The sequence below is a fragment of the Actinopolymorpha alba DSM 45243 genome, from assembly GCF_000373925.1.
Classification (GTDB): domain Bacteria; phylum Actinomycetota; class Actinomycetes; order Propionibacteriales; family Actinopolymorphaceae; genus Actinopolymorpha; species Actinopolymorpha alba.
Genome location: NZ_KB892707.1, coordinates 293,739 through 312,709, shown reverse-complemented (window position 1 = coordinate 312,709; position 18,971 = coordinate 293,739). Strand labels below are relative to the sequence as shown.

Genomic DNA, 18,971 nt, shown 5'->3' with positions numbered 1-18,971 from the left:
CGAAACCTCGATCACAGATAGTGCCGCTGGCTGGGCTTGTTGCGCTCGTACTCCACGCGGGCCTGCCGCGTCGGCTCGAGTTCGGACACCGCGGCGACCGGAACGTCCCACCAGGCTTCGGAGGACGGTCCGCCGGCCAGCGGGTCGGTCTCGATGTAGACCAGGGTGGTGCGGGTCGCCTCGCGTGCCTTGGCCAGCGCCGACCGTAGCTCCTCGATGCTGCTCGCCCGCAGGACGTCCGCTCCGAGGCTCGCGGCGTTCGCGGCCAGGTCGACGGGCAAGACGTCGCCGTCCAGGGCGCCCGTCTCGGGATTGCGGTAGCGGTAGCTCGTGGCGAACCGCTCGGCGCCCACGCTTTCGGACAGCGAGCCGATCGAGGCGTACCCGTGGTTCTGCACCAGCACGATGGTGAGCTTCACACCCTCCTGGACGGCGGTGACGATCTCCTGGGAGAGCATGAGGTAGGAGCCATCGCCGACCAGGACGATCACCTCGCGATCAGGCGCGGCCATCTTGACGCCGAGTCCGGCGGCAATCTCGTAACCCATGCAGGAGAAGCCGTACTCCACGTGGTACTGCTTGGGATCACGCGCCCGGAACAGCTTGTGCAGCTCGCCAGGCATGCTGCCCGCTGCGTTGATGACCACACCGCGGTCGCCGGCCGCCTCGTTGACCGCACCGAGCACCTCGGTCTGCGCCGGCAACGGTGCGTGGCCGGCGCCGTAGGCACTGTCAACGACGCCTTGCCAGTGGGCGGCAAGGTCCCGTGCCTGTTGACGGTACGCCGGCTCGACCTGCCAGCCGGCCAGGCGTTCGGTCAACGCCGCCAGGCCGGCCCGCGCATCGGCGACCAGGCCCTCCCCGGCCTGCTTGGCCGCGTCGAACGCCGCCACGTTGAGGTTGACGAACCGCACGTTCTGACTCTCGAAGAGGCTGCGGGACGCCGTCGTGAAGTCGCTGTAGCGGGTACCGATCCCGATCACCACGTCGGCCTCGCGGGCCAGCGCGTTGGCGGCGGTCGTGCCGGTCGCACCGATCGCACCCACGCTGGCGGGATGGTCGAACGTCAAGGCACCCTTGCCGGCCTGCGTCTCGCCCACCGGGATGCCGGTCGCTTCGGCGAAGGCCTGCAGTTGCTCCGTCGCGTCGGCGTAGATCACGCCGCCACCGGCCAGGATGAGCGGGCGTCGGGCGCCTCGGATCAGCTCGACGGCACGGTCGAGTGCGGCCGGCTCCGGCACCGGCCGTCCGACATGCCAGACCCGCCGGGCAAAGAACTCCTCGGGCCAGTCGTACGCCTCGGCCTGCACGTCCTGCGGCAGGGCCAGCGTCACGGCACCGGTCTCGGCCGGGTCGGTGAGCACCCGCATCGCCGCCAGCGCGGCCGGGATGAGCTGCTCGGGCCGGTTGATGCGGTCCCAGTACTTCGACACCGGACGCAAGGTGTCGTTGACAGACACGTCGTACGACCGGGCATCCTCCAGCTCCTGCAGCACAGGGTTGGCGACGCGGGTGGCGAAGATGTCGCCCGGCAGTAGCAGGACGGGAATGCGGTTGATCGTGGCCAGTGCGGCGCCGGTGACGAGGTTGGTCGCGCCCGGACCGATCGACGTCGTACATGCCAACGTCTGAAGGCGGTTCCGCATCCGCGCGAAGCCGACGGAGGCGTGCACCATCGCCTGCTCGTTGCGGGACTGGTAGTACGGCAACTCCGCCGGGTCGCGCCTCGCCGACTCCATCAGGGCCTGGCCCAGACCAGCGACGTTGCCGTGGCCGAAGATCCCGAAACAGCCGGCGATCAGGCGCTGCTCGGTGCCGTCGCGTTCGGACCACTGGTTGGCCAGAAACCGCACCAGGGCCTGGCCCACAGTGAGACGGACTGCGCTCATTGGTCGCTCACCCTCCTCATTCGCTTCGCGGACAGCGCGTAGCGGCCTTCGGCACCGGGCGCCGGCCACTCCGACTCACTGCGTCAGGTTCGCTCCTGCTCATCAGTGACCTCCCGATCGTGTCATCGGCAGCCGGGGATCGACCGGCTGGTCCTTCCAGGTCTCGCGGATCCAGCCATGCGCGGGGTCGTCGCAGATGAGCCAGGCGCGGTCGGGGTTCGGCCCGGCCATCACGTTGAGGTAGTACAGGTCGTAGCCGGGTACGGCCATCGACGGCCCGTGCCAGCCGTGTGGGATCGTGACCACATCGCCACTGCGTACCTCTGCCAGTACGTCAATCGGACGTTGCGGTGTGCCATAGACGCGCTGGTAGGCAACGCCGGGCCCGTGCGGTCCGTCCGCCACCTCGAAGTAGTAGATCTCCTCCAGCGGGCACTCCGTGCCGGGCCGGTCCTCGTCGTGCTTGTGTGGAGGGTACGACGACCAGTTACCGCCCGGCGTCAGCACCTCCACGGCGATCAGCTTGTCGGCCTCGAAGACCCCAGCCGCACAGAAGTTGTGCACCTCGCGGCTGCACTGACCGGCGCCGCGCAACTCGACCGGAACCCGATCCGCCGGACCGTAGCGTGCTGTCAACCGCTGGTTGCACCGCGCGGACGGCAGGGCCAGCTTGGCACCGTGCGGCGCCCGCACGGTCACCTCGGCGTCCCGCGGAACGTAGGCGAAGTCACTGACGCCCGCGAACACGCTGGTCCGCCCCGCCAGTTCGAACGCCGCACCATCGCACTCGACCCGCACGCCCTGCCCAGCCAGCGGCAGGACGACCATTTCCTCTTCGCCGGTGCTGAACGCGTGCGAGGCGCCGGCTGGCAGGTCGAGCACCCGCAGACCGCTGTATGCCCACCCCGCCTGCTTCGGCGTCAGCTGGAGGCTCCACATGTCGTCGGCGAGCAGCCCCGCCGGTAGGTGATGGGTCACGATTCCCTCCCCGTGGGCAGCAGGCTCACCGCGGTGTCGACCGCCGCCGCCACGTCGTCGTCAGGTGGGTACAGCAGCGAGCGTCCGACCACGAGACCGCGGACGGTGGGCAGCGCGAGCGCCTTCTCCCATTGAGCGTAGGCCGCGTCCGCGTCGCCAGAGACCTCGCCACCCAGGAGCAGGATCGGCAGGGTCGTCGACGCGGCCACCCGCTCCATCTCCTCGACCACCGGCAGCTTCAGCCAGGTGTACGCGCTCGTCGTACCCAGGCCGGCTGCCACCACCGCGGACTGGACCACCGCATCCGGACTGAGATCGTTGGTGAGCCGGCCATCGACCCGGCGCGACATGAACGGCTCCACCAGCGCCACCAGCTGGCGCTCGGCGAGCGCGCTCACCGCCCGGGCGCAGGTGTCGAGGGTGGCCGCGGTGGCCGGATCGTCGAGATCGATCCGGAGGAGCATCTTGCCGGCTTCGAGGCGGAAGCGGTCGATGCTGTCCGCGTCGTAGGCGGTGAACCGGTCGTCGACCTCGAACGCCGCGCGGGGCAGGCCGCCGCGGTTCATCGAACCGATCGCGACCCTGCCCTCCAGCGCCCCGAGCAACAGCAGGTCCTCCAGGACGTCGGGTGCGGCCAGCACACCGTCGACCCCCGGCCGCTCCAGCGCGACCATGAGGCGGGCCAGCAGCTCCGACCTGTCGGCCATCGCGTCCGCCCGATCGCCCGCCCGCAGCGCGCCCCGAGCGGGATGGTCGGCGGCGATGATCATGAGGCTCTCGCGCGGACCGACGATGGCGCGGCGGCGGCGAGCGGCGTACGCCGAGGCTACGGCCGCCGGATCGCGGAAGCGGGTCTCGGCCAGCTTCCGGACATCCACCCGAGGGCTAGCCATCCGCCCGCTCCGTTCGTTCCGCGGGATCAGCCTGGAGATCCGCCGACCGCAGCAGCTCCTCGACCTCCCCCTCGTTGGGCATCGCGTCGGCGCAGGCCAACCGCGCCGCGACGTACGCTCCGGCGGCGTTGGCGAACCCCATGATTCGTTCGAGCTCCCACCCGGCCAGCAGCCCGTGGCACAGGGCCCCACCGAACGCGTCGCCCGCGCCGAGGCCGTTGACCACCTCCACCGGCACCGGCGGCACAACCACCTCCTGCGTACGCGTCCGCGCCAGCACGCCGGCAGGCCCCTGCTTCACGACGGCCAGCTCGACCCCCCTGTCAAGGAGAGCTTGCGCGGCCTTGTCGGGATCCCGAGTGCCGACGGCGATCTCACATTCGTCCAGGTTCCCCACCGCCACGGTGACGTGCTCGACGGCGGCACCGATCACCGCGCGGGCCTCGTCGGTGCGCCAGAACATCGGACGGTAGTCGAGGTCGAGCACGGTGTGCTGGCGGTGCTCGCGGGCGCGCAACGCCGCCAGCGTCGTCGACCGGCTGGGCTCCTCTGACAGGCCGGTCCCGGTCACCCAGAAGATCCGCGCCGACGTGATCGCGTCGAAGTCGAGTTCGGACTCGTGGATCTCAAGGTCGGGCGCCTTGGGATAGCGGTAGAAGTACAGCGGAAAGTCGTCGGGCGGGAAGATCTCACAGAACACCACCGGCGTCGGCAGCCCCGGCACCGGCGTGACGAACGCGTCGTCGACATGGAAGCTTCGCAGCGCCTGATGGATGTAGTCGCCGAACGGATCCGCGCCCGTGCGGGTGATGACCGCCGTCCGCCGGCCGTGCCGGGCGGCCGCCACCGCGACGTTGGTCGCGCTGCCTCCGAGGAACTTCGCGAACGACGTGACATCCGGCAGGCGTACGCCGATGTCGTTGGGATAGAGATCGACGCTGACCCGTCCCATCGTGATCAGGTCGTACGTCATCGCCGAACCTCCTCGATCCGCACTGTCCTACTCTCCCGCCGGGACAGCTCGCACGCCTCTGCGACGTACAACGCCTCCAACGCATCCTCCCCACTGCACGGTGAGGGCGTACGCCCTGCCATCACGTCGACGAACGCCCGAAGCTCCGCGGCGTACGCACTCCGGAACCTCTCCGCGAAGTTCGCGTACGACGGCTCGGTCGGCCAGGTGACACCAGCTTCGGCCGACGCCAGCGGGGCACGGTCGTCCAGCCCGACCACGAAGGTGCGGCGGGAGCCGTGGAGTTCGAGCCGCACGTCGTAGCCGGCGCCGTTGTAGCGCGTGGCAGCCAGCGCGGCGAGGGTGCCGTCATCGAGGGTGAGCAGCGCGTGCGCGGTGTCGACGTCCCCAGCCGCGGCGAAGAAGTCCGCGCCCTTGTTGGCACCCGTCGCGCGCACCTCGGCCACCTCGCGGCCGGTGACCCACCGGATCGCGTCGATGTCGTGGACGCTGCAGTCGCGGAAGAGCCCACCCGAGGTCGGGATGTACGACGCGTGCGGTGGCGCCGGGTCGAGCGTGCACGCCCACACGGAGTGGAGCCAACCGAGTTCGCCGGCCTGGAGGCGCGCGCGGGCGGCCTGGTATCCGGGGTCGAAGCGGCGCTGGAAACCCATCTGGAGCGGGACTCCCGCGGCGGCGACATGGGCGATCACCTCACGGGTGCCGGCGACATCGGAGGCCAGCGGCTTCTCACAGAACACCGCGACGCCAGCGTCGGCGGCCAGGTGCACCAGCTCCGCGTGGGCGGTGGTGGCGGCGGCGATCACGATGCCGTCGGGCCGGCTGGCGAGGAGCTCTGCCACGCTGCCAGACGACGAAATGCCGAGTTTGTCGGCCGTGTCGCGGGCGCGTGCCACGTCCGCGTCGGCCAGGAAGAGCGTCTCCACCTCCGGGAGATCACGGAGGGTTTCGGCGTGCAGCGCACCGATGCGCCCGACGCCGACCAGCCCAACCTTCATGCAGCCGCCTTCCGTAGTGAAACCTCCGCGCAGTCCAGATCAACGCAGAGTTTTCTCCAGCATGTCGGGGGTGTCAATAGTTTGTTAGGACATTCTGACGTTAGCTTCTTCGCACCTTCATACGGCAGACTGGACCTCGCGCCGAGACCGTGGCGCCGAGCGACCGCGTGTCCGCGCCGACCACCTGGCCGCGCAGGCCCCGCCAGTCCGCCCGGTCCATGCGGCGCGCTACTTGGTCGTTTCTTAAGACTCTAGGAGCCGGGCGTGACCCAACTCGCCGTGACCGTGGACCGCCGGAGTCCCGTCCCGCTCTATTTCCAGGTCGCCGAGCAGCTTGAGCAGTCGATCATGGCCGGCACCCTCGCACCCGGCACCCGCCTGCCCAACGAGATCGTCCTCGCCGACCAGCTGTCGCTGTCCCGCCCGACCATGCGGCAGGCGATCCGCTACCTGGTCGACAAGGGGCTCCTGGTCCGCAAGCGCGGTGTCGGCACCCAGGTGGTGCAGTCGCAGGTACGGCGGTCGATCGAGCTCTCCAGCTTGTACGACGACCTGATCCGGTCAGGCCAGCATCCGACCACGACGGTGCGGGACCTGCGAGTCGTGCCAGCACCCGAGGAGATCGCGGACGCGCTCAGCCTTGCCGAGAAGGCCGAGGTCATCCGCATCCGGAGGCTGCGCTACGCCCAGGACGAACCCCTTGCCCTCATGACCAACTACCTACCGCAAGGGCTCGTTGACATCACGCCGGAGAAGCTGGAGCAGCACGGGCTCTACGAACTCCTGCGCGCGGGCGGCGTCCAACTACGGGTCGCGCGCCAGACCATCGGTGCCCGCTCGGCCACGGTCGCGCAGGCGAGGGACCTGCACGAGACCAAGGGCGCCGCACTGCTGACGATGACGCGGACGGCGTACGACGACGTGGGCCGGGCGGTGGAGTACGGCACGCATCTCTACCGCGCCTCGCGCTACTCCTTCGAGCTCACCCTGATCGAACGCTGATCGGACGCTGATCGGGCTCTGCCGCTGAGGTGCGGCGTCGGAGCGGGACTTTCGGGCAAGGAGTGGAGATCTTTCCGTGCTCCAACACGGGAAAATCTCCACTGTCTACGACCTCACGGGTGGTACGCGGGGCTCAGGCCTTGCCTGCCACGCAGCCGGGCCGGCACACCCAAGGTGTTGCTCGCCAGCCGTTGCGCCGAAGGATCGTCGCCACCTCAGCCGCAACGTCGCAGGTATTGCGTACGACGTCGTTCCAGCCGCACCGCAGAGTGTCGAATCCCCTGACGGTGGAGGCGTTGTCCCGGTGGCCGACGATTGGACGGAACGGCGACATGGATCGTGACGTCGAGCTCCGGCGCGATACCCCACAGCTCCGCTGCCGTGTGATGGCTGGCGGCCGCACCGGGCCCGGCGTACAGGATGGCGGCCCAGACAGCGGTTTTCCGACTGAGTGGTCCTCTGTGAGCGACGTAGATGCCACGATGGACGCGCTGCCAACGGCCCGCGCGCAGCTGCGCTTCGAGGAATTCGTCGGACAGGCCGGACGTCACGACCTGGTGGCGCGACACCGCTCCAGCCTGTCTGACAAGGTCGTGTCGAAGCGATCCCGGGAGTTCCTCACGCATCCCTTCACCATGAGGCATGCGCACGCGCAGGTAGCCCTCGCTGATGCGGCCGGTGGATAACTCAGCACCTTCGCCCGCTGTGGACAACTCGGTGACCCGACGGTTGAACTCGGCGGCTGGGACGTCAAGGAGTGGAGACTTTTCCGTGCTCCAACACGGGAAAGTCTCCACTCCTTGTCAGGTCAACCAGTGCGGCGCCGGCCCAACCAAGCGCGGGAGCGGCTCGGAGCGGGCGCCCGCTACAGGTCGGAGAGCCGGTCGACGCGGGCGCGGAGCCGCTCGCCGGCTGGCCGGCGACGGCGGCGACGACGGAAGAGCCGGATGTTCTCCCGCGCGAGGTCAGCCGCACCGACCAGGCCCGCCTCGTTGCCGAGGGCCGCGCGGAGGATCTGCGCCTCAGGCCGGAATCCCCGCCCGGTGAGCGTACGCCGGAAGGTGTCCCGGGCCGGGCCGAGGAACAGCTCACCAGCCTCCGACACTCCCCCGCCCACCACGAAGGTGCCCGGGTCGAACGCCGCTGCGATGTTGGCGAGCCCCACGCCGAGCCATCGGCCGACCTCCTCGAGCAGCTCAACCGCCACCGGGTCGCCGTCCTTGGCGGCCTCGGTGACGGCCGGCCCGGTGATCCGCCCGGGATCGCCGCCCACCCGGTCGAGGAGGTTCTGGGTGACCGGCGAGCCGGACGCGGCCAGCTCGCGCGCCTCGCGGACCAGCGAGTTGCCGCTGGCGTACTGCTCCCAGCAGCCGCGGTTGCCGCACTCGCAGCGGTGACCACCGGGTACGACGGTCATGTGCCCGAACTCCCCGGCCACGCCGTACTTACCGCGCAGCATCACCCCGTCGGTGATGACGGCTCCACCGATGCCGGTGCCAAGCGTCACGCATACCAGGTGGCTCTCGCCCTGCCCCGCGCCGAAGCGCCACTCGGCCCAGGCGGCGGCGTTGGCGTCGTTCTCGATGATCACCGGCAGCCGGATCCGCCGGCGTACGGCGTCTCGCAGCGGCTCGTGCCGCCAGGCCAGGTGGGGCGAGAACAACACAGACGTGCCCGTGACGTCGATCCAGCCGGCAGCGCCGATACCGACCGCGGTCACTTCGTAACGGCTGCGCAGCTCCGCGACGACATCGGCGATGGTGTCCTCGGTCGCCTGCGGACTGGTCGAGGGGGTGTCCCGGCGGAGGCGTTCGAGGACGTTGCCCTCCGGATCGACGACGCCCGCCGCGACCTTCGTGCCGCCGATGTCGACGCCGATGGTGAGTGCCTGGATGAACGCCATCAGCGCCGCCGGGCGAGGTCAGCTGCCCCGATGATGCCGGCCTCGTTGCCGAGCATCGCGCGCCGGATCTCCAGGACCGGACGGTGCCCGCGCGCGGTGAGCTGGCGCGCGAACGCCTTGCGGGCGGGGTCGAGTAGCAGGTCGCCGGCCTCGGAGACCCCGCCGCCGACGACGACCACTGCCGGGTCGAGGACGGCCGCCAGGGTCGCGATGCCCTCGCCCAGCCAACGACCGAGGTCTTCCAGGAGTTCGCGGGAGGGCCCATCGCCGTCCGCGGCCGCCTTGGTGACCATCGGCCCTTCGATGCGGTCGGCCCGACCACCCGCGAGTTCGAGGAGGCAGCTCGCCTGCGGAGGGCTCGACCGGGCGAACTCACGGGCCTCCCGCACCAGAGCGCTGCCACTGGCGTACTGCTCCCAGCACCCCTTGTTGCCGCACCCGCACAGGTGCCCGTTGGGAACGGCGCGGAGGTGTCCCACCTCCCCGCCCACCCCGAACGCCCCGCGGTAGAGCTCGCCCGCCAGGACGAGGCCGCCGCCCAGGCCGGTGCCGACCGTGAGGAGAATCATGTCGTCGACGTCGTGAGCCGCGCCGAACTGGAACTCAGCCCAGGCGGCGGCGTTCGCGTCGTTCTCCACCACCGTCGACAGGCCGGTCAGCTTCTCGATCTCCGCCCGCAACGGCTCCTCCCGCCAGGCGAGGTTGGGCGCGAAAAGAACGGTCGAACGCTTGGCGTCGACGAAACCGGCCGCACCGACCCCGATCGCCTCCACCTCGTGGTCGCCGCGTAGCTCCTCGACGAGGTCACCGATCGCGGCGATGATCTCGCTTGGGCTGGTCGCGGGCGTCTCGCGACGCGCGTCCCGGATGATCGCGCCGTGCTCGTCGACCACGCCGGCAGCGGTCTTGGTGCCGCCCACGTCGACGCCGATCGTCAACCGGGGCGGCGGATCTCCCGGCGGTCGGGTCGCGGCCTCGCGTTCCACACTCGTGCCGGCTGGCGATCCTTCTTGAGCGGCCCTGCGCATGTCACTCACGCCGACCTGCCCCTCTCACATTCCGATGCCCGATACGGCCCGCGCCCATGCGGCCCGATGAGGCCAGCAGACCAGGGTTGCCATGCCCTGCCGGCCCATGCCATGACGGAAAACCGTACGACGAGCCGACCGGACGCTGACCAGACCCCCACGATGAGGTGCTGCCCACGATCCGGTCAGTGCTCGACCTCGTACGCCGAACTCCGGGAGAGGGTACCGGGCGCCGGCCACCAGGTCGCCAGCCTCGGGTCGGGCCGTGTCACGGCCGCCCGCGGGCGTGGGGCTCAGGGCTTGGGGTCAGCCCTGCTCGATCTTCTTCTTGAGTTCCTTCAATGCCGTGTCGATGATGACCTTTTCGGCCTTACGTTTGATCAAGCCGATCATCGGAAAAGTGACGTCCACCGCCAACCGGTAGGTGACCTCGGTATTGCCGCGGCCTTTGTCACGCAACGTGTAGGCGCCATCCAACGACTTGACGACCTTGGCCTCCACCAGCGTCCAGCGCACCTCGCGATTGACATCCCACGTGTAGGACAAGGTGTAGTCGTCCTTGATCGCTCCCGCGTTCAGGACGAAATGCACGTGATCGGCACGGCCGTCTTCGTGTGAGGAGAGGACCTCCACCTCCTTCACCGCCGCCGCCCACGTCGGATAGGACTCGAAATCGGCGATGACGGACATGATCTTTGCCGGTTCTGCCGCGATCGTGACGCTGGAGCTTGTGCTGTCTGCCACTGCGTCCTACCCCTCTGCCCCGCAGCCATGTGTCTGCGGACGGTGTTCGTTCCGTCTCGTGCAGGTTATCGCGGTGCAGAAGGGCTCGCGTGCATCAGCAGTCCCACACGGGTTCAGGAGTCTCGCGGACCGTGCCGTCGGATGAGAAGACCACGAACCTGTCGAACGACCGGGCGAACCACCGATCATGGGTGACCGCGACGACGGTGCCGTCGAAGTCTCCCAGGCCTGCCTCGAGGGCCTCGGCTGATGCCACGTCGAGGTTGTCGGTCGGCTCGTCGAGGATCAGCATCGTGGCGGCGAGCCGGCCATCGCCGGCGGCCGCGGCCCGGACCCCGGGCGGCACCCGGTGCCCCGGACGCCCGACTTCCAGGAGCAGGATCTGGAACCTCGCCTGCTGGCCTCCGGACAGCGTTTCGAATTTCTGCTCGCGGGCGGCAGTGAGTTCGTAACGGTGGAGCGTCGAGGCCGCCGCGTCGATCTGGAGGGCGCAGTCCTCCCAGAGGATCTCGAGCAGGGTCCGCCCTTCGAGGTCTGGCCGCTCGTGGGTCTGCGAGAAGTGGCCGGGCACCACCCGCGCGCCGAGCTTCCAGGTGCCCTCGTGAGCCACCTTGTCCAGATCGGGCCAACCGGCGAGCAGGCGGAGGAAGTGCGACTTGCCGGTGCCGTTGGCGCCGAGCACGGCGAGCCGTTCGCCGTAGAACACCTCCAGGTCGAACGCCCTGGTGAGGCCGCTCAGCGCCAGCCCGGTGCACGTCAACGCACGAACGCCGGTACGCCCACCGGCGAGGCGCATCCGGATCTTCTGCTGGCGCGGGGGTTCGGGCGGTGGACCGGCCTCGTCGAACCTCCGCAGCCGGCTCACCGCCGCCTGCGTCTTCGGCGACTTCGCCAGCCGCAGGGTGTCAACCAGAGCTTGCAGTTTCGCGCGGTCCTCGTCCCAGCGGCGGCGGAGTTCCTCGAAGCGGGCATGCCGGTCCAGCCGAGCCTGGTGATAGGAACCAAACCCGTCCCCGTGCACCCACGCCGATCCGGCCTCCAGGGTCACGATGCGTTCGGCGGTCCGGGCCAGCAACTCACGGTCGTGGGACACGTAGAGCACCGTCTTGCGACTCTCCTGGAGCCGGTCCTCCAGCCAGCGCTTGCCGGGTACGTCGAGGTAGTTGTCGGGCTCGTCGAGAATGAGCACCTGATCGGGCCCTCGGAGCAGGGCTTCGAGGACAAGTCGCTTCTGCTCACCGCCTGACAGTGTCCCGACGTCCCGCCACTTCGCCCCGTCGTAAGAACGCCCGAACGCCTCCGTACAGCAGATGTCCCAGACCACCTCGGAGTCGTATCCCCCGGCGTCCGACCACTCGGCGAGAGCGGCGGCGTACTCGAGCTGGGTGGCTTCGTCCTCACGATGCATCAGCGCGAGCTCGGCCAGGTCGAGCCGCTCGGCCGCGGCGCGCACGCGAGTGGGCGCCACCGACAGCAACAGATCCCGGACCGTTGGGGTACCCCGGCCGGTCCCGACGAACTGCCGCATCACGCCGAGTCCGCCGCTGCGGCTCACCGAGCCCGCGCCCGGGCGTAGATCGCCGGCGATGATCCGGAGCAAGGTCGTCTTGCCACAACCGTTCGCACCGACCAGGGCGACCTTCGCGCCGTCACCTACTCGGAAGCTGACCTCGCTCAGCAGCGCTCGGCCGTCGGGCAGCTGATAGCGGACATCCGCGACATCGACGTGGCCCATGCTGCCTCAGTGTGGCCAGGTCCCCGACCCGATCGCGACCGAATTAGAGGCCGCGCCGAGAGGACCTTGCAGCGCGCGGGTGCGTTCACTCAACCCATAGGATCCGGCGAGTGCCCCCAGGACGTTCAGTGCCCTGGCCACCTCGCTCGCTCCTGGATATCGGGTGATCGTGCTCGACCAACGCAGCCATGGGCGAAGTGAGCGCGGCAACGACCACAGCCGGTCCGCCTACGTGGAGGACGCGGCGGCGTTCATCCAGACCCTGGACCTTGGTCCGTTGATCGTCCTCGGCCACTCGATGGGCGGCGTCAACGCCTACCAGCTCGCGGCTCGCCATCCAGACCTGGTGCGCGCGCTGGTCATCGAGGAGGCCGGCGCGGTTGTACGGGAGCCTGTGCTGGACGTGCGCGGCTGGCCACGACGGACCACCACCATCGACGGCCTGAGGGCCGCGATCGAAGCCCACGGCATCCCCGACGCCAGCTACTTCCTTGACAGCGCCGTGGAGTACGACGACGGCTGGGGGCTGCTGTGCGACTACGACGCCATGATGGCCTCGCAGTACGCCCTGCTCGGCGACTGGTGGAGCGACTGGCTGGCGTCCACCTGCCCGGCTCTGCTTCTGCACGGGCAGGACAGCGCCGTCCTCACCACGGAGCTGGCACGCGAGATGGCCGCCCAGCGCCCGCTCACCGAGCTGCGGGAGTTCCCGGGGTGCGGGCATTTCGTGCACGACGACGATCCGGAGGAGTTCGCCCGCGCGGTCGCGGGATTCCTTGCCGGGCTCGAGCGGAGTTGATCAACTGCTGATCAACGACCGATCCACCGGACGGACCCAGCACCGCCCAACGATCAGGAATGGTGCGCGGCGTAGTGGGCGGCGAGCAGGTCTTCACCCCAGTCGTGGCGGAGGTCCCGCCACACGGTGTGGACGTGGTTGGCGTTGTTTTGGACGTTGTCGTATTCCAGTAGGAACGTCGGGCCCACCACCGCGTAGTAGTGGCCGCGACCGCGTTCGTCCGAGCCGGCCCAGCTGAACGTCACCCGCTCGAGCCCGGCGTCCACGGCCTCGAGCCAGGCTGCCTGCGCCACGTCGGGTGTCACCCGGTCGAGGTAGCGGCGCACCAGTCTCTTCAGCAACTCCCGCTGCGGCTCGGTCATGTCGGCGTACGCCAGCCCGCGGGGCACGCGTCCCACGTCCGCGACCGGGTCGTGCCGGGTGAGGATGTCGTCAGATGCCACCGGATCGCTGATCACGATCGGCCGCTGGTCGGGGGTCAGGGCCGCGAGCAGGTCGCGGGCGAGGTCTTCGTAGGCGGGGTTGGTGCGGTGTCCGGCATGGGGTCCGCTCGGCACGACCGCGGGGTTGGCGCCGAAGAACTGCGGGGTCGCGGCCACCGCGTCACCGACCACCGTCAGGTGGACAGCCAGGTGATGGCCGTTGACCCGCCAGGCCCACGGCGCGGTGCCAGCTGGATCGCCCAGGATGCGGAACCAGAAATGATCTCGGTGGCGCCGCTCCCAGCCGGACCGGCCGGCCGCGCGTTCGAGCTCGCGAAGGATCGTCTCCAGCTCCATGATCGCGCGGGCCTCGGCCGCGGACCGCTCACTCAGGCCGGTGTCCAGCAACTCCATCGCGCGCTCGCGCTGGTGTTGGTCCATGTCCAGCAGCGCCAGGCCCGGTCGCGACCCGGGGAGGTAGGTCCACTCGCGGTGGTCGGCGGTGTCGAACGGTGCGGTCGCGGCCGTGCGTTGGTGCGGCTCCAACGCCGCGAGGAACGCTGTCGCGGCCGCGGTCATCCGGCGCGCCGCCCGTGGTTGGTGGAATCCGCTCATGCAAGCCTCCGTTGACACCTGCTCCCGATCACGCCGACCGCCGCCAGCGTATCCACGCGCTCCGACGTAGCCCCGATCCGCTTCGGCGCTGTCCCGCATCGGCCGTCAGGTTCGATGCGGGCGGCCGTTCGACGCGGTTTCGCTGGCGCGCGGGAGCGTCGCGGGATCGATTGGCACGCGAACGACGGGGTAGGTGCGCAGGTGATGGCTCGTATACCGGCGCGCACCGCCGCGGAGTTCGTCCCGGAGGATGCCGACCTGGCCGGGCTGAAGGATGCGGCCAGGTCATGCGAAGGTTGTGACCTCTATCTGTCGGCGACCCAGACCGTCTTCGGTGACGGGGATCCCGACGCCCGGGTGGTCCTGCTCGGTGAGCAGCCGGGCGACCAGGAGGATCGACGCGGCCAGCCGTTCGTCGGACCAGCGGGCAGGGTGCTCGACCAGGCCCTGGTGGATGCCGGAATCGACCGGTCCCGCGCCTATGTAACGAACGCCGTCAAGCACTTCAAGTTCACCCGGCCCGAACGCGGCAAGCGGCGCCTGCACAAGACACCCAACCGCGCCGAGATCCTGGCGTGCCGTCCCTGGCTCGAGGCGGAGCTTGCCCTCCTCGAGCCCGAACTCCTGATCTGCCTGGGCGCGACCGCGGCGAAGGCGATCTTCGGGCCGGCGTTCAAGGTCACCGAACAGCGCGGCATCCCGCTGCCGCGCCCCAACCTGGGCGAGCGTTCCGAGCACGCGGGGAAGCGCTCCGAACACCGGCCGGCGCCGGTCGTGGTGGCCACCATCCACCCGTCCGCGGTGCTGCGTGCCGAGAACCAGGACGAGGTGTACGCCGGACTCGTCGCCGACCTCAGGGTCGCGGCGGACGTGCTGACCTGAGGGTCGGTGAGGGTCAGCCGCCAGCCACCGAGGGGACGATTTGCACCTGTGTGCCGTCGTGCAGCGGGGTCGCGACACCAGCGCGGGAGCGAGCCTCCTCGCCGTTGACGTAGACGTTGACGTAGCGACGGATCGCACCCTGCTCGTCGCGTACCCGGCGTTCGAGGCGGGGATGGGCGCCGGCGACCTCCGCCAGCAGATCACCGAGGGTGGCGGGCGAGGAGAGGACGAAAGAAAGCCGAGCCGCTCCCCCACAGTCAGTACGCAGCACGGCCGGGACCAGCACCTCGACCCGCACACCGGAAAGAGTCATGCCTCACCCCACCACGGCCGCGCGGACACAGAGCACGTCCGGGAGGTGGGAAGCCACCAGCCGCCAGCTCTCGCCCTCGTCTGCGCTGGCATAGACCTCGCCCGACCGAGCACCGACATAGACACCGGCTGGGTCCGCGTCGTCGCAGGCGAGAGCGTCGCGCAGCACGGTCGCGTAGAACCCCTCCTCCGGCAGGCCTTTCGCCAGGGCTGTCCAGGTCGAGCCCGCGTCCTCGCTCCGGTAGATACGGCAGCGATCCTCCGGAGGGAACCTCAGGCCGTCAGCGGTGAGCGGGAAGGTGTAGATGACGCCCGGCCGGTGGGGGTGCACCACGATGGGGAAGCCGAAGTCGCTCGGCAGCCCATCCGCGATCGACACCCACGTGGAGCCGCCGTCGTCGGAGCGGTAGACGCCGTGGTGGTTCTGGGCGAAGAACTGCTCGGGCCGGTCGGGATGGCGAGCGATCTTGTGCACACACTGACCGAACTCCGGATAGGGGTTGTCAGGCAGGAAATACGCCTTGATGCCGGTGTTGGTGGCCTCCCAGGTCGCGCCGCCGTCACTGGTGCGGTAGACGCCGCCGGTGGACATGGCGACAACCACCCTGGCGGGATCGGTCGGATGCGGGAGCACCGTGTGCACGGCCTTGCCGCCGAACCCCGGCTCCCAGTGCTCGCGGTGCGGGTGATCCCACAGGCCGCGCACCAGCGCGAAGGACCGCCCGCCGTCCTCGGAGCGGAACAACGCCGACGGCTGGACCCCGGCGTAGATCACGTCGGGCTGGTCCGCCCGGCCGGGAGTCAACTGCCAGACGCGTTCGAGCGCCGCGCCGGTCTCGGTCGGGAACGCGATCGGAGCCACCTCCGGCTCCTGCCACGTCTCGCCGAGGTCGTCACTGATGGCGACGCTGGGTCCGAAGTGGGAGCTGCTCACGCCCACCAGTAGCCGGGCCGGCTGTCGGCGGGTGTCGATGGCCACGGAGTAGACCGCCGTCATCGGAAAGTGCGGCCCACTGATCTGCCATTCGTGCCGGTCGTCGCCGCTGCGGGCGAGGAACAGCCCCTTGCCGGTGCCGATCGCGAGTACGACGGTCATGTCGCCTCTCCTTCCCGCACGTCGTCGTGCGCGTGGTCGAAGGTGGCCGGCCGCCACGGCCAGCGCGCGTTCCAAAGTATGGGGGCGCGCACCGACAACCGCCGGTGTGATCAACTTCGCCGAGGTGGCGGGCCATGATCGTGAAGGATTTTCGTCGACATTTGACCAGAATCCTTCACGATCCTAGGTCGGGTTCGAGTGTCGCTCACTATGCGAGATCGCTCGCGAGGTTGCCGTGACTTGGCGGAGGAGTTTCGGTGAAGAAGCCGAGACACCTCCATCACGTCTGTCCGTGAACCGCAGCCGAACCAATGCAGAGCTGACGGCTCGGCTGCGGTGACCCTGGGCACGTGGCATCTCATCCGCTGAGGAGGGCGACCCCACCCTCCTCCTCGCTGAACACTGGCGCCTGACCGGTGACGAGAGGGCGGCACGGATGGTCTGGCAACGAGGTACTACGCGCCGTCCGGATTTCGGTGTCGCAGCGCGGAACGGGCCGAGGCGAGGTGGGTGGTGGCCGAGGATTCCGGTCGCCGCTGCCGCCCTCGTTCTACTTGTGGCGCCGGGCGGCTGCGTCGGTGACTCCGGCGCCGGCAGCCGGGCACGTCCCGCGATCTCGACGCGGGACGCGCCCCCGGCCAAGGCGAGTCCCACGCCGGCGGGGAAGGCCACCGTCTGTGCGCGGGCCCTGGCCGTGCAGAACTCGCTCGGCGCGCTGACCGCGCAGGACTACAGCGAGATTCACAGCGCCCAGCGGGCCATCGCCCAGGTACAGAAGAACCTGCGGTCACTCCGTGTCGTCGTCCCGACGGAGTGGGAGAAGCAGGTCTCCGCGCTCTCCGGGTCGGTCTCCCAGCTCAGCAAGGCCATCGAAAACCTGCGGGGAGGACAGGACACCACGCCAAGGGCCTGGCAGGCGCTTGGGGCGGCCGCCGGGCGCCTAGGGGCGAGCGCGAACGACCTGCGCCAGAGCCTCTCGCCGACCTGCCCCGACCTGCGGAAGGGCCTCGACGACTAGGGCGGTTTGAATAAGCCTCAGTACGCCGGTGGGCGATCTCGCATAGTGAGCGACCTACAGGTCGATTCATGATCACGCTGCAAACTCATCCGTAAGCCATCCAGATGTGGACGGCTCGGGGTGAGCTTCGATACGAGAGTCGTTCATCGCCAACCGGGGCGAGCCCTCGAGCAAGATACCGGCGCTACAGATCCGCTTCGGCGGCCGCGAGGGCGTCGTCCACAAACGCCGTCACCCGGCTCCGGGCACCCTCCGCGGTCACCTGCGCGCCCAACGGGTTCATCGCCTCCTCGGCGTACGCGATCCAGCGCGACGTGCGCGCACCGGCGAGGACATCCCAGTACGGCAGCGAGTCGAGCGGTCCGCCGGATGCCTTGACGTAGGCCGCGAGGAACAGGTCGGCCAGCTCGCCACCGGCGACCAGAGCCAGCTCAGCCCGGCAGTTGGCCACGTCGGAGACGGCCGGCTCGAGCCGGGCGGCACTCCAGTCGACGACACCGCTGACCACGCCGTCTTCGAAGAGCACGTTGCCCGGGTGGTAGTCGCTGTGGCAGAGCACCACGGGTTGCTGGGCCGCGATCTCGCGCAGCCGGCCGACGACCCGGGTGATGGCGTCCGTCCGCGGGCCGGGCGGCAGCTCCGATGGGTCGTACGACTGCCAGGTCGGCGTCCTGAGCAGGACGGAGGGCACCGGCGGTGACAGGTCGGTCCGATGGACGGCCGCGAGCGCCGTGGCGAGTCCCGCCACCCAGGCCTTCGGGTCAGCGTGGTCGTACCTCACCTCGCCCGGCAACGCGCTCATCACCAGGGCCGGGCTCCCGAACCACCGCCCTTCCGCGTCGAGCAGGACTGGCTCCGGCGTCGGGATCCCGCACCGCGCCGCGAACGCCAACCGCTCCCATTCCAGGGTCGCCGTCGTGTCGTCGGGTACGTACCGCTTCAGGATCAACTGCCGCTCGGTCCGCCCCGGACCGTAGGCCACGGTGATCCGGTGGGTCGCCGTGGCGATGCCGCCCTCGAGCCGGCGTACGTCGACCAGTTCGTAGGCGTCGGACTCCCCGGACGCCAGCTCGGAGAGCATCAGGGTAAGGCCACTCGTCGCGGGTGCGGATCGCCGATACGCCGCCCGATCGGCCCAGGCGGCGTCAGCGGCCGGCTCGGCGTCAGCGGCCGGCTCGGCGTCAGCGGCCGGCTCGGCGTCAGCGGCCGGCTCGGCGTCAGCGACTGGCTCGACGTTGACGGCCGGCTCTGGCTCAGCGACCGGACCAGTGCCACTGGCCGGATCGACGGCCGGCGTACCCAGCCCGGTCCCGACCGCGCGGCCGTCCTCCAGTTCGTCCTTCAGCGCGAACAGCGCCGCCTTGAGAGACAGCGCGAAGCGTCGCCGGAACCGCTCGAACCGGCGCCCAGGCGGCAGCGCCTCCGCCGGGTCCGCGCGCAGGAACACGTGCACGAGGGTGCCGTCGTGGTACGGCTCGAGCCAGAGTTCGGCCGTGCCGACCAGGGCGCCGGTGGCGTACCACCGCATGCCCTCGTCCCCGCGATCGTGGTAGGGCTCGAGGTCGACCGCGGGCCAGCACGCCCGCCAGAACTCCGGGCCGCGCAGCCGGTCGGCCACCACCGCGGGGCCCGCCACGACGAACGAGTCGTCCGCGAGGTCGACCTGCGGCACGCCGCTCACCTC

General features: G+C 69.9%; 19 protein-coding genes. 5 read left to right on the top strand and 14 right to left on the bottom strand.

Annotated features, from left to right (window positions below):
• Positions 1-11: 11 nt before the first annotated feature.
• From iolD to B141_RS0101360, 5 genes are all read right to left on the bottom strand, one after another.
• Positions 12-1,889: a 3D-(3,5/4)-trihydroxycyclohexane-1,2-dione acylhydrolase (decyclizing) gene (gene iolD, locus B141_RS0101380; protein ID WP_020573374.1), complete on the bottom strand. Its 1,878-nt coding sequence runs from the start codon at positions 1,887-1,889 to the stop codon at positions 12-14.
• 102 nt (positions 1,890-1,991) lie between these two features.
• Positions 1,992-2,828, bottom strand: a complete 837-nt coding sequence (gene iolB / locus B141_RS0101375; RefSeq protein WP_051113926.1) for a 5-deoxy-glucuronate isomerase — start codon at positions 2,826-2,828, stop codon at positions 1,992-1,994.
• 35 nt (positions 2,829-2,863) lie between these two features.
• Positions 2,864-3,760: a Cgl0159 family (beta/alpha)8-fold protein gene (locus B141_RS0101370; protein ID WP_040420278.1), complete on the bottom strand. Its 897-nt coding sequence runs from the start codon at positions 3,758-3,760 to the stop codon at positions 2,864-2,866.
• Positions 3,753-4,733, bottom strand: a complete 981-nt coding sequence (gene iolC / locus B141_RS0101365) for a 5-dehydro-2-deoxygluconokinase (RefSeq protein ID WP_020573371.1) — start codon at positions 4,731-4,733, stop codon at positions 3,753-3,755. Before iolC ends, B141_RS0101370 begins: the two co-directional genes overlap by 8 nt.
• Positions 4,730-5,731 (bottom strand): Gfo/Idh/MocA family protein, encoded by a 1,002-nt coding sequence (locus B141_RS0101360; protein ID WP_020573370.1) that lies wholly within the window; start codon positions 5,729-5,731, stop codon positions 4,730-4,732. The genes iolC and B141_RS0101360 overlap by 4 nt, the downstream gene beginning before the upstream one ends.
• Before the next feature lie 264 nt (positions 5,732-5,995).
• Here B141_RS0101360 and B141_RS0101350 point away from each other — a divergent pair, with 264 nt between their 5' ends.
• Complete coding sequence (locus tag B141_RS0101350; RefSeq protein WP_020573369.1) at positions 5,996-6,733, top strand: GntR family transcriptional regulator; 738 nt, start codon at positions 5,996-5,998, stop codon at positions 6,731-6,733.
• Between the two features lie 215 nt (positions 6,734-6,948).
• On the opposite strand, the gene B141_RS52650 is transcribed toward B141_RS0101350, so the two are convergent.
• On the bottom strand, positions 6,949-7,284 hold the full coding sequence (locus B141_RS52650) for a hypothetical protein (protein WP_420313566.1): 336 nt from the start codon (positions 7,282-7,284) through the stop codon (positions 6,949-6,951).
• Between B141_RS52650 and B141_RS48925 the strand changes: the two genes are divergently transcribed.
• The gene (locus B141_RS48925; RefSeq protein ID WP_157180727.1) at positions 7,195-7,419 is read left to right on the top strand and encodes a hypothetical protein; all 225 of its coding nucleotides are present in this window, start codon (positions 7,195-7,197) and stop codon (positions 7,417-7,419) included. The genes B141_RS52650 and B141_RS48925 overlap by 90 nt on opposite strands.
• A 179-nt stretch (positions 7,420-7,598) precedes the next feature.
• Here the strand turns inward: B141_RS48925 and B141_RS38385 are convergent, their stop codons facing one another.
• The 4 genes from B141_RS38385 to B141_RS0101325 form a co-directional block, all read right to left on the bottom strand.
• Complete coding sequence (locus tag B141_RS38385; RefSeq protein ID WP_020573367.1) at positions 7,599-8,636, bottom strand: ROK family glucokinase; 1,038 nt, start codon at positions 8,634-8,636, stop codon at positions 7,599-7,601.
• Positions 8,636-9,664: an ROK family glucokinase gene (locus tag B141_RS0101335; protein WP_157180755.1), complete on the bottom strand. Its 1,029-nt coding sequence runs from the start codon at positions 9,662-9,664 to the stop codon at positions 8,636-8,638. Before B141_RS0101335 ends, B141_RS38385 begins: the two co-directional genes overlap by 1 nt.
• A 306-nt stretch (positions 9,665-9,970) precedes the next feature.
• On the bottom strand, positions 9,971-10,408 hold the full coding sequence (locus B141_RS0101330; protein ID WP_020573365.1) for an SRPBCC family protein: 438 nt from the start codon (positions 10,406-10,408) through the stop codon (positions 9,971-9,973).
• Between the two features lie 94 nt (positions 10,409-10,502).
• Positions 10,503-12,143 (bottom strand): ABC-F family ATP-binding cassette domain-containing protein, encoded by a 1,641-nt coding sequence (locus B141_RS0101325; RefSeq protein ID WP_020573364.1) that lies wholly within the window; start codon positions 12,141-12,143, stop codon positions 10,503-10,505.
• Positions 12,144-12,276: 133 nt separating this feature from the next.
• Between B141_RS0101325 and B141_RS38380 the strand changes: the two genes are divergently transcribed.
• Positions 12,277-12,942 carry an alpha/beta fold hydrolase gene (locus B141_RS38380; RefSeq protein WP_084678035.1) on the top strand — a complete coding sequence of 222 codons (666 nt, stop codon included), beginning with the start codon at positions 12,277-12,279 and terminating at the stop codon, positions 12,940-12,942.
• A 53-nt stretch (positions 12,943-12,995) separates the two neighbouring features.
• On the opposite strand, the gene B141_RS0101315 is transcribed toward B141_RS38380, so the two are convergent.
• Complete coding sequence (locus B141_RS0101315; protein WP_020573362.1) at positions 12,996-13,979, bottom strand: DUF3500 domain-containing protein; 984 nt, start codon at positions 13,977-13,979, stop codon at positions 12,996-12,998.
• Positions 13,980-14,183: 204 nt separating this feature from the next.
• On the opposite strand from B141_RS0101315, the gene B141_RS0101310 reads away from it, so the two are divergent.
• A complete protein-coding gene (locus B141_RS0101310) occupies positions 14,184-14,861 on the top strand; it encodes a UdgX family uracil-DNA binding protein (RefSeq protein WP_026256797.1) in 678 nt (225 codons plus the stop codon).
• Between the two features lie 13 nt (positions 14,862-14,874).
• Here B141_RS0101310 and B141_RS0101305 read toward each other — a convergent pair whose 3' ends face one another.
• On the bottom strand, positions 14,875-15,174 hold the full coding sequence (locus B141_RS0101305) for a ubiquitin-like small modifier protein 1 (RefSeq protein ID WP_020573360.1): 300 nt from the start codon (positions 15,172-15,174) through the stop codon (positions 14,875-14,877).
• A 3-nt stretch (positions 15,175-15,177) separates the two neighbouring features.
• Entirely contained in the window at positions 15,178-16,269 is a 1,092-nt protein-coding gene (locus tag B141_RS0101300; protein WP_020573359.1) for a WD40/YVTN/BNR-like repeat-containing protein, read from the bottom strand.
• A gap of 556 nt (positions 16,270-16,825) precedes the next feature.
• Here B141_RS0101300 and B141_RS0101295 point away from each other — a divergent pair.
• On the top strand, positions 16,826-17,287 hold the full coding sequence (locus B141_RS0101295; protein WP_020573358.1) for a hypothetical protein: 462 nt from the start codon (positions 16,826-16,828) through the stop codon (positions 17,285-17,287).
• Positions 17,288-17,471: 184 nt separating this feature from the next.
• Here B141_RS0101295 and B141_RS48920 read toward each other — a convergent pair whose 3' ends face one another.
• The gene (locus B141_RS48920; protein ID WP_020573357.1) at positions 17,472-18,959 is read right to left on the bottom strand and encodes a phosphotransferase family protein; all 1,488 of its coding nucleotides are present in this window, start codon (positions 18,957-18,959) and stop codon (positions 17,472-17,474) included.
• Positions 18,960-18,971 lie beyond the last annotated feature (12 nt).

Excerpts from the sequence above, each read along its gene's own strand:
- iolD (WP_020573374.1), bottom strand. The coding sequence starts at position 1,889 with ATGAGCGCAGTCCGTCTCACTGTGGGCCAGGCCCTGGTGCGGTTTCTG.
- iolB (WP_051113926.1), bottom strand. The coding sequence starts at position 2,828 with ATGTGGAGCCTCCAGCTGACGCCGAAGCAGGCGGGGTGGGCATACAGC.
- B141_RS0101370 (WP_040420278.1), bottom strand. The coding sequence starts at position 3,760 with ATGGCTAGCCCTCGGGTGGATGTCCGGAAGCTGGCCGAGACCCGCTTC.
- iolC (WP_020573371.1), bottom strand. The coding sequence starts at position 4,733 with ATGACGTACGACCTGATCACGATGGGACGGGTCAGCGTCGATCTCTAT.
- B141_RS0101360 (WP_020573370.1), bottom strand. The coding sequence starts at position 5,731 with ATGAAGGTTGGGCTGGTCGGCGTCGGGCGCATCGGTGCGCTGCACGCC.
- B141_RS38385 (WP_020573367.1), bottom strand. The coding sequence starts at position 8,636 with ATGGCGTTCATCCAGGCACTCACCATCGGCGTCGACATCGGCGGCACG.
- B141_RS0101335 (WP_157180755.1), bottom strand. The coding sequence starts at position 9,664 with ATGCGCAGGGCCGCTCAAGAAGGATCGCCAGCCGGCACGAGTGTGGAA.
- B141_RS0101325 (WP_020573364.1), bottom strand. The coding sequence starts at position 12,143 with ATGGGCCACGTCGATGTCGCGGATGTCCGCTATCAGCTGCCCGACGGC.
- B141_RS0101315 (WP_020573362.1), bottom strand. The coding sequence starts at position 13,979 with ATGAGCGGATTCCACCAACCACGGGCGGCGCGCCGGATGACCGCGGCC.
- B141_RS0101310 (WP_026256797.1), top strand. The coding sequence starts at position 14,184 with ATGGCTCGTATACCGGCGCGCACCGCCGCGGAGTTCGTCCCGGAGGAT.
- B141_RS0101305 (WP_020573360.1), bottom strand. The coding sequence starts at position 15,174 with ATGACTCTTTCCGGTGTGCGGGTCGAGGTGCTGGTCCCGGCCGTGCTG.
- B141_RS0101300 (WP_020573359.1), bottom strand. The coding sequence starts at position 16,269 with ATGACCGTCGTACTCGCGATCGGCACCGGCAAGGGGCTGTTCCTCGCC.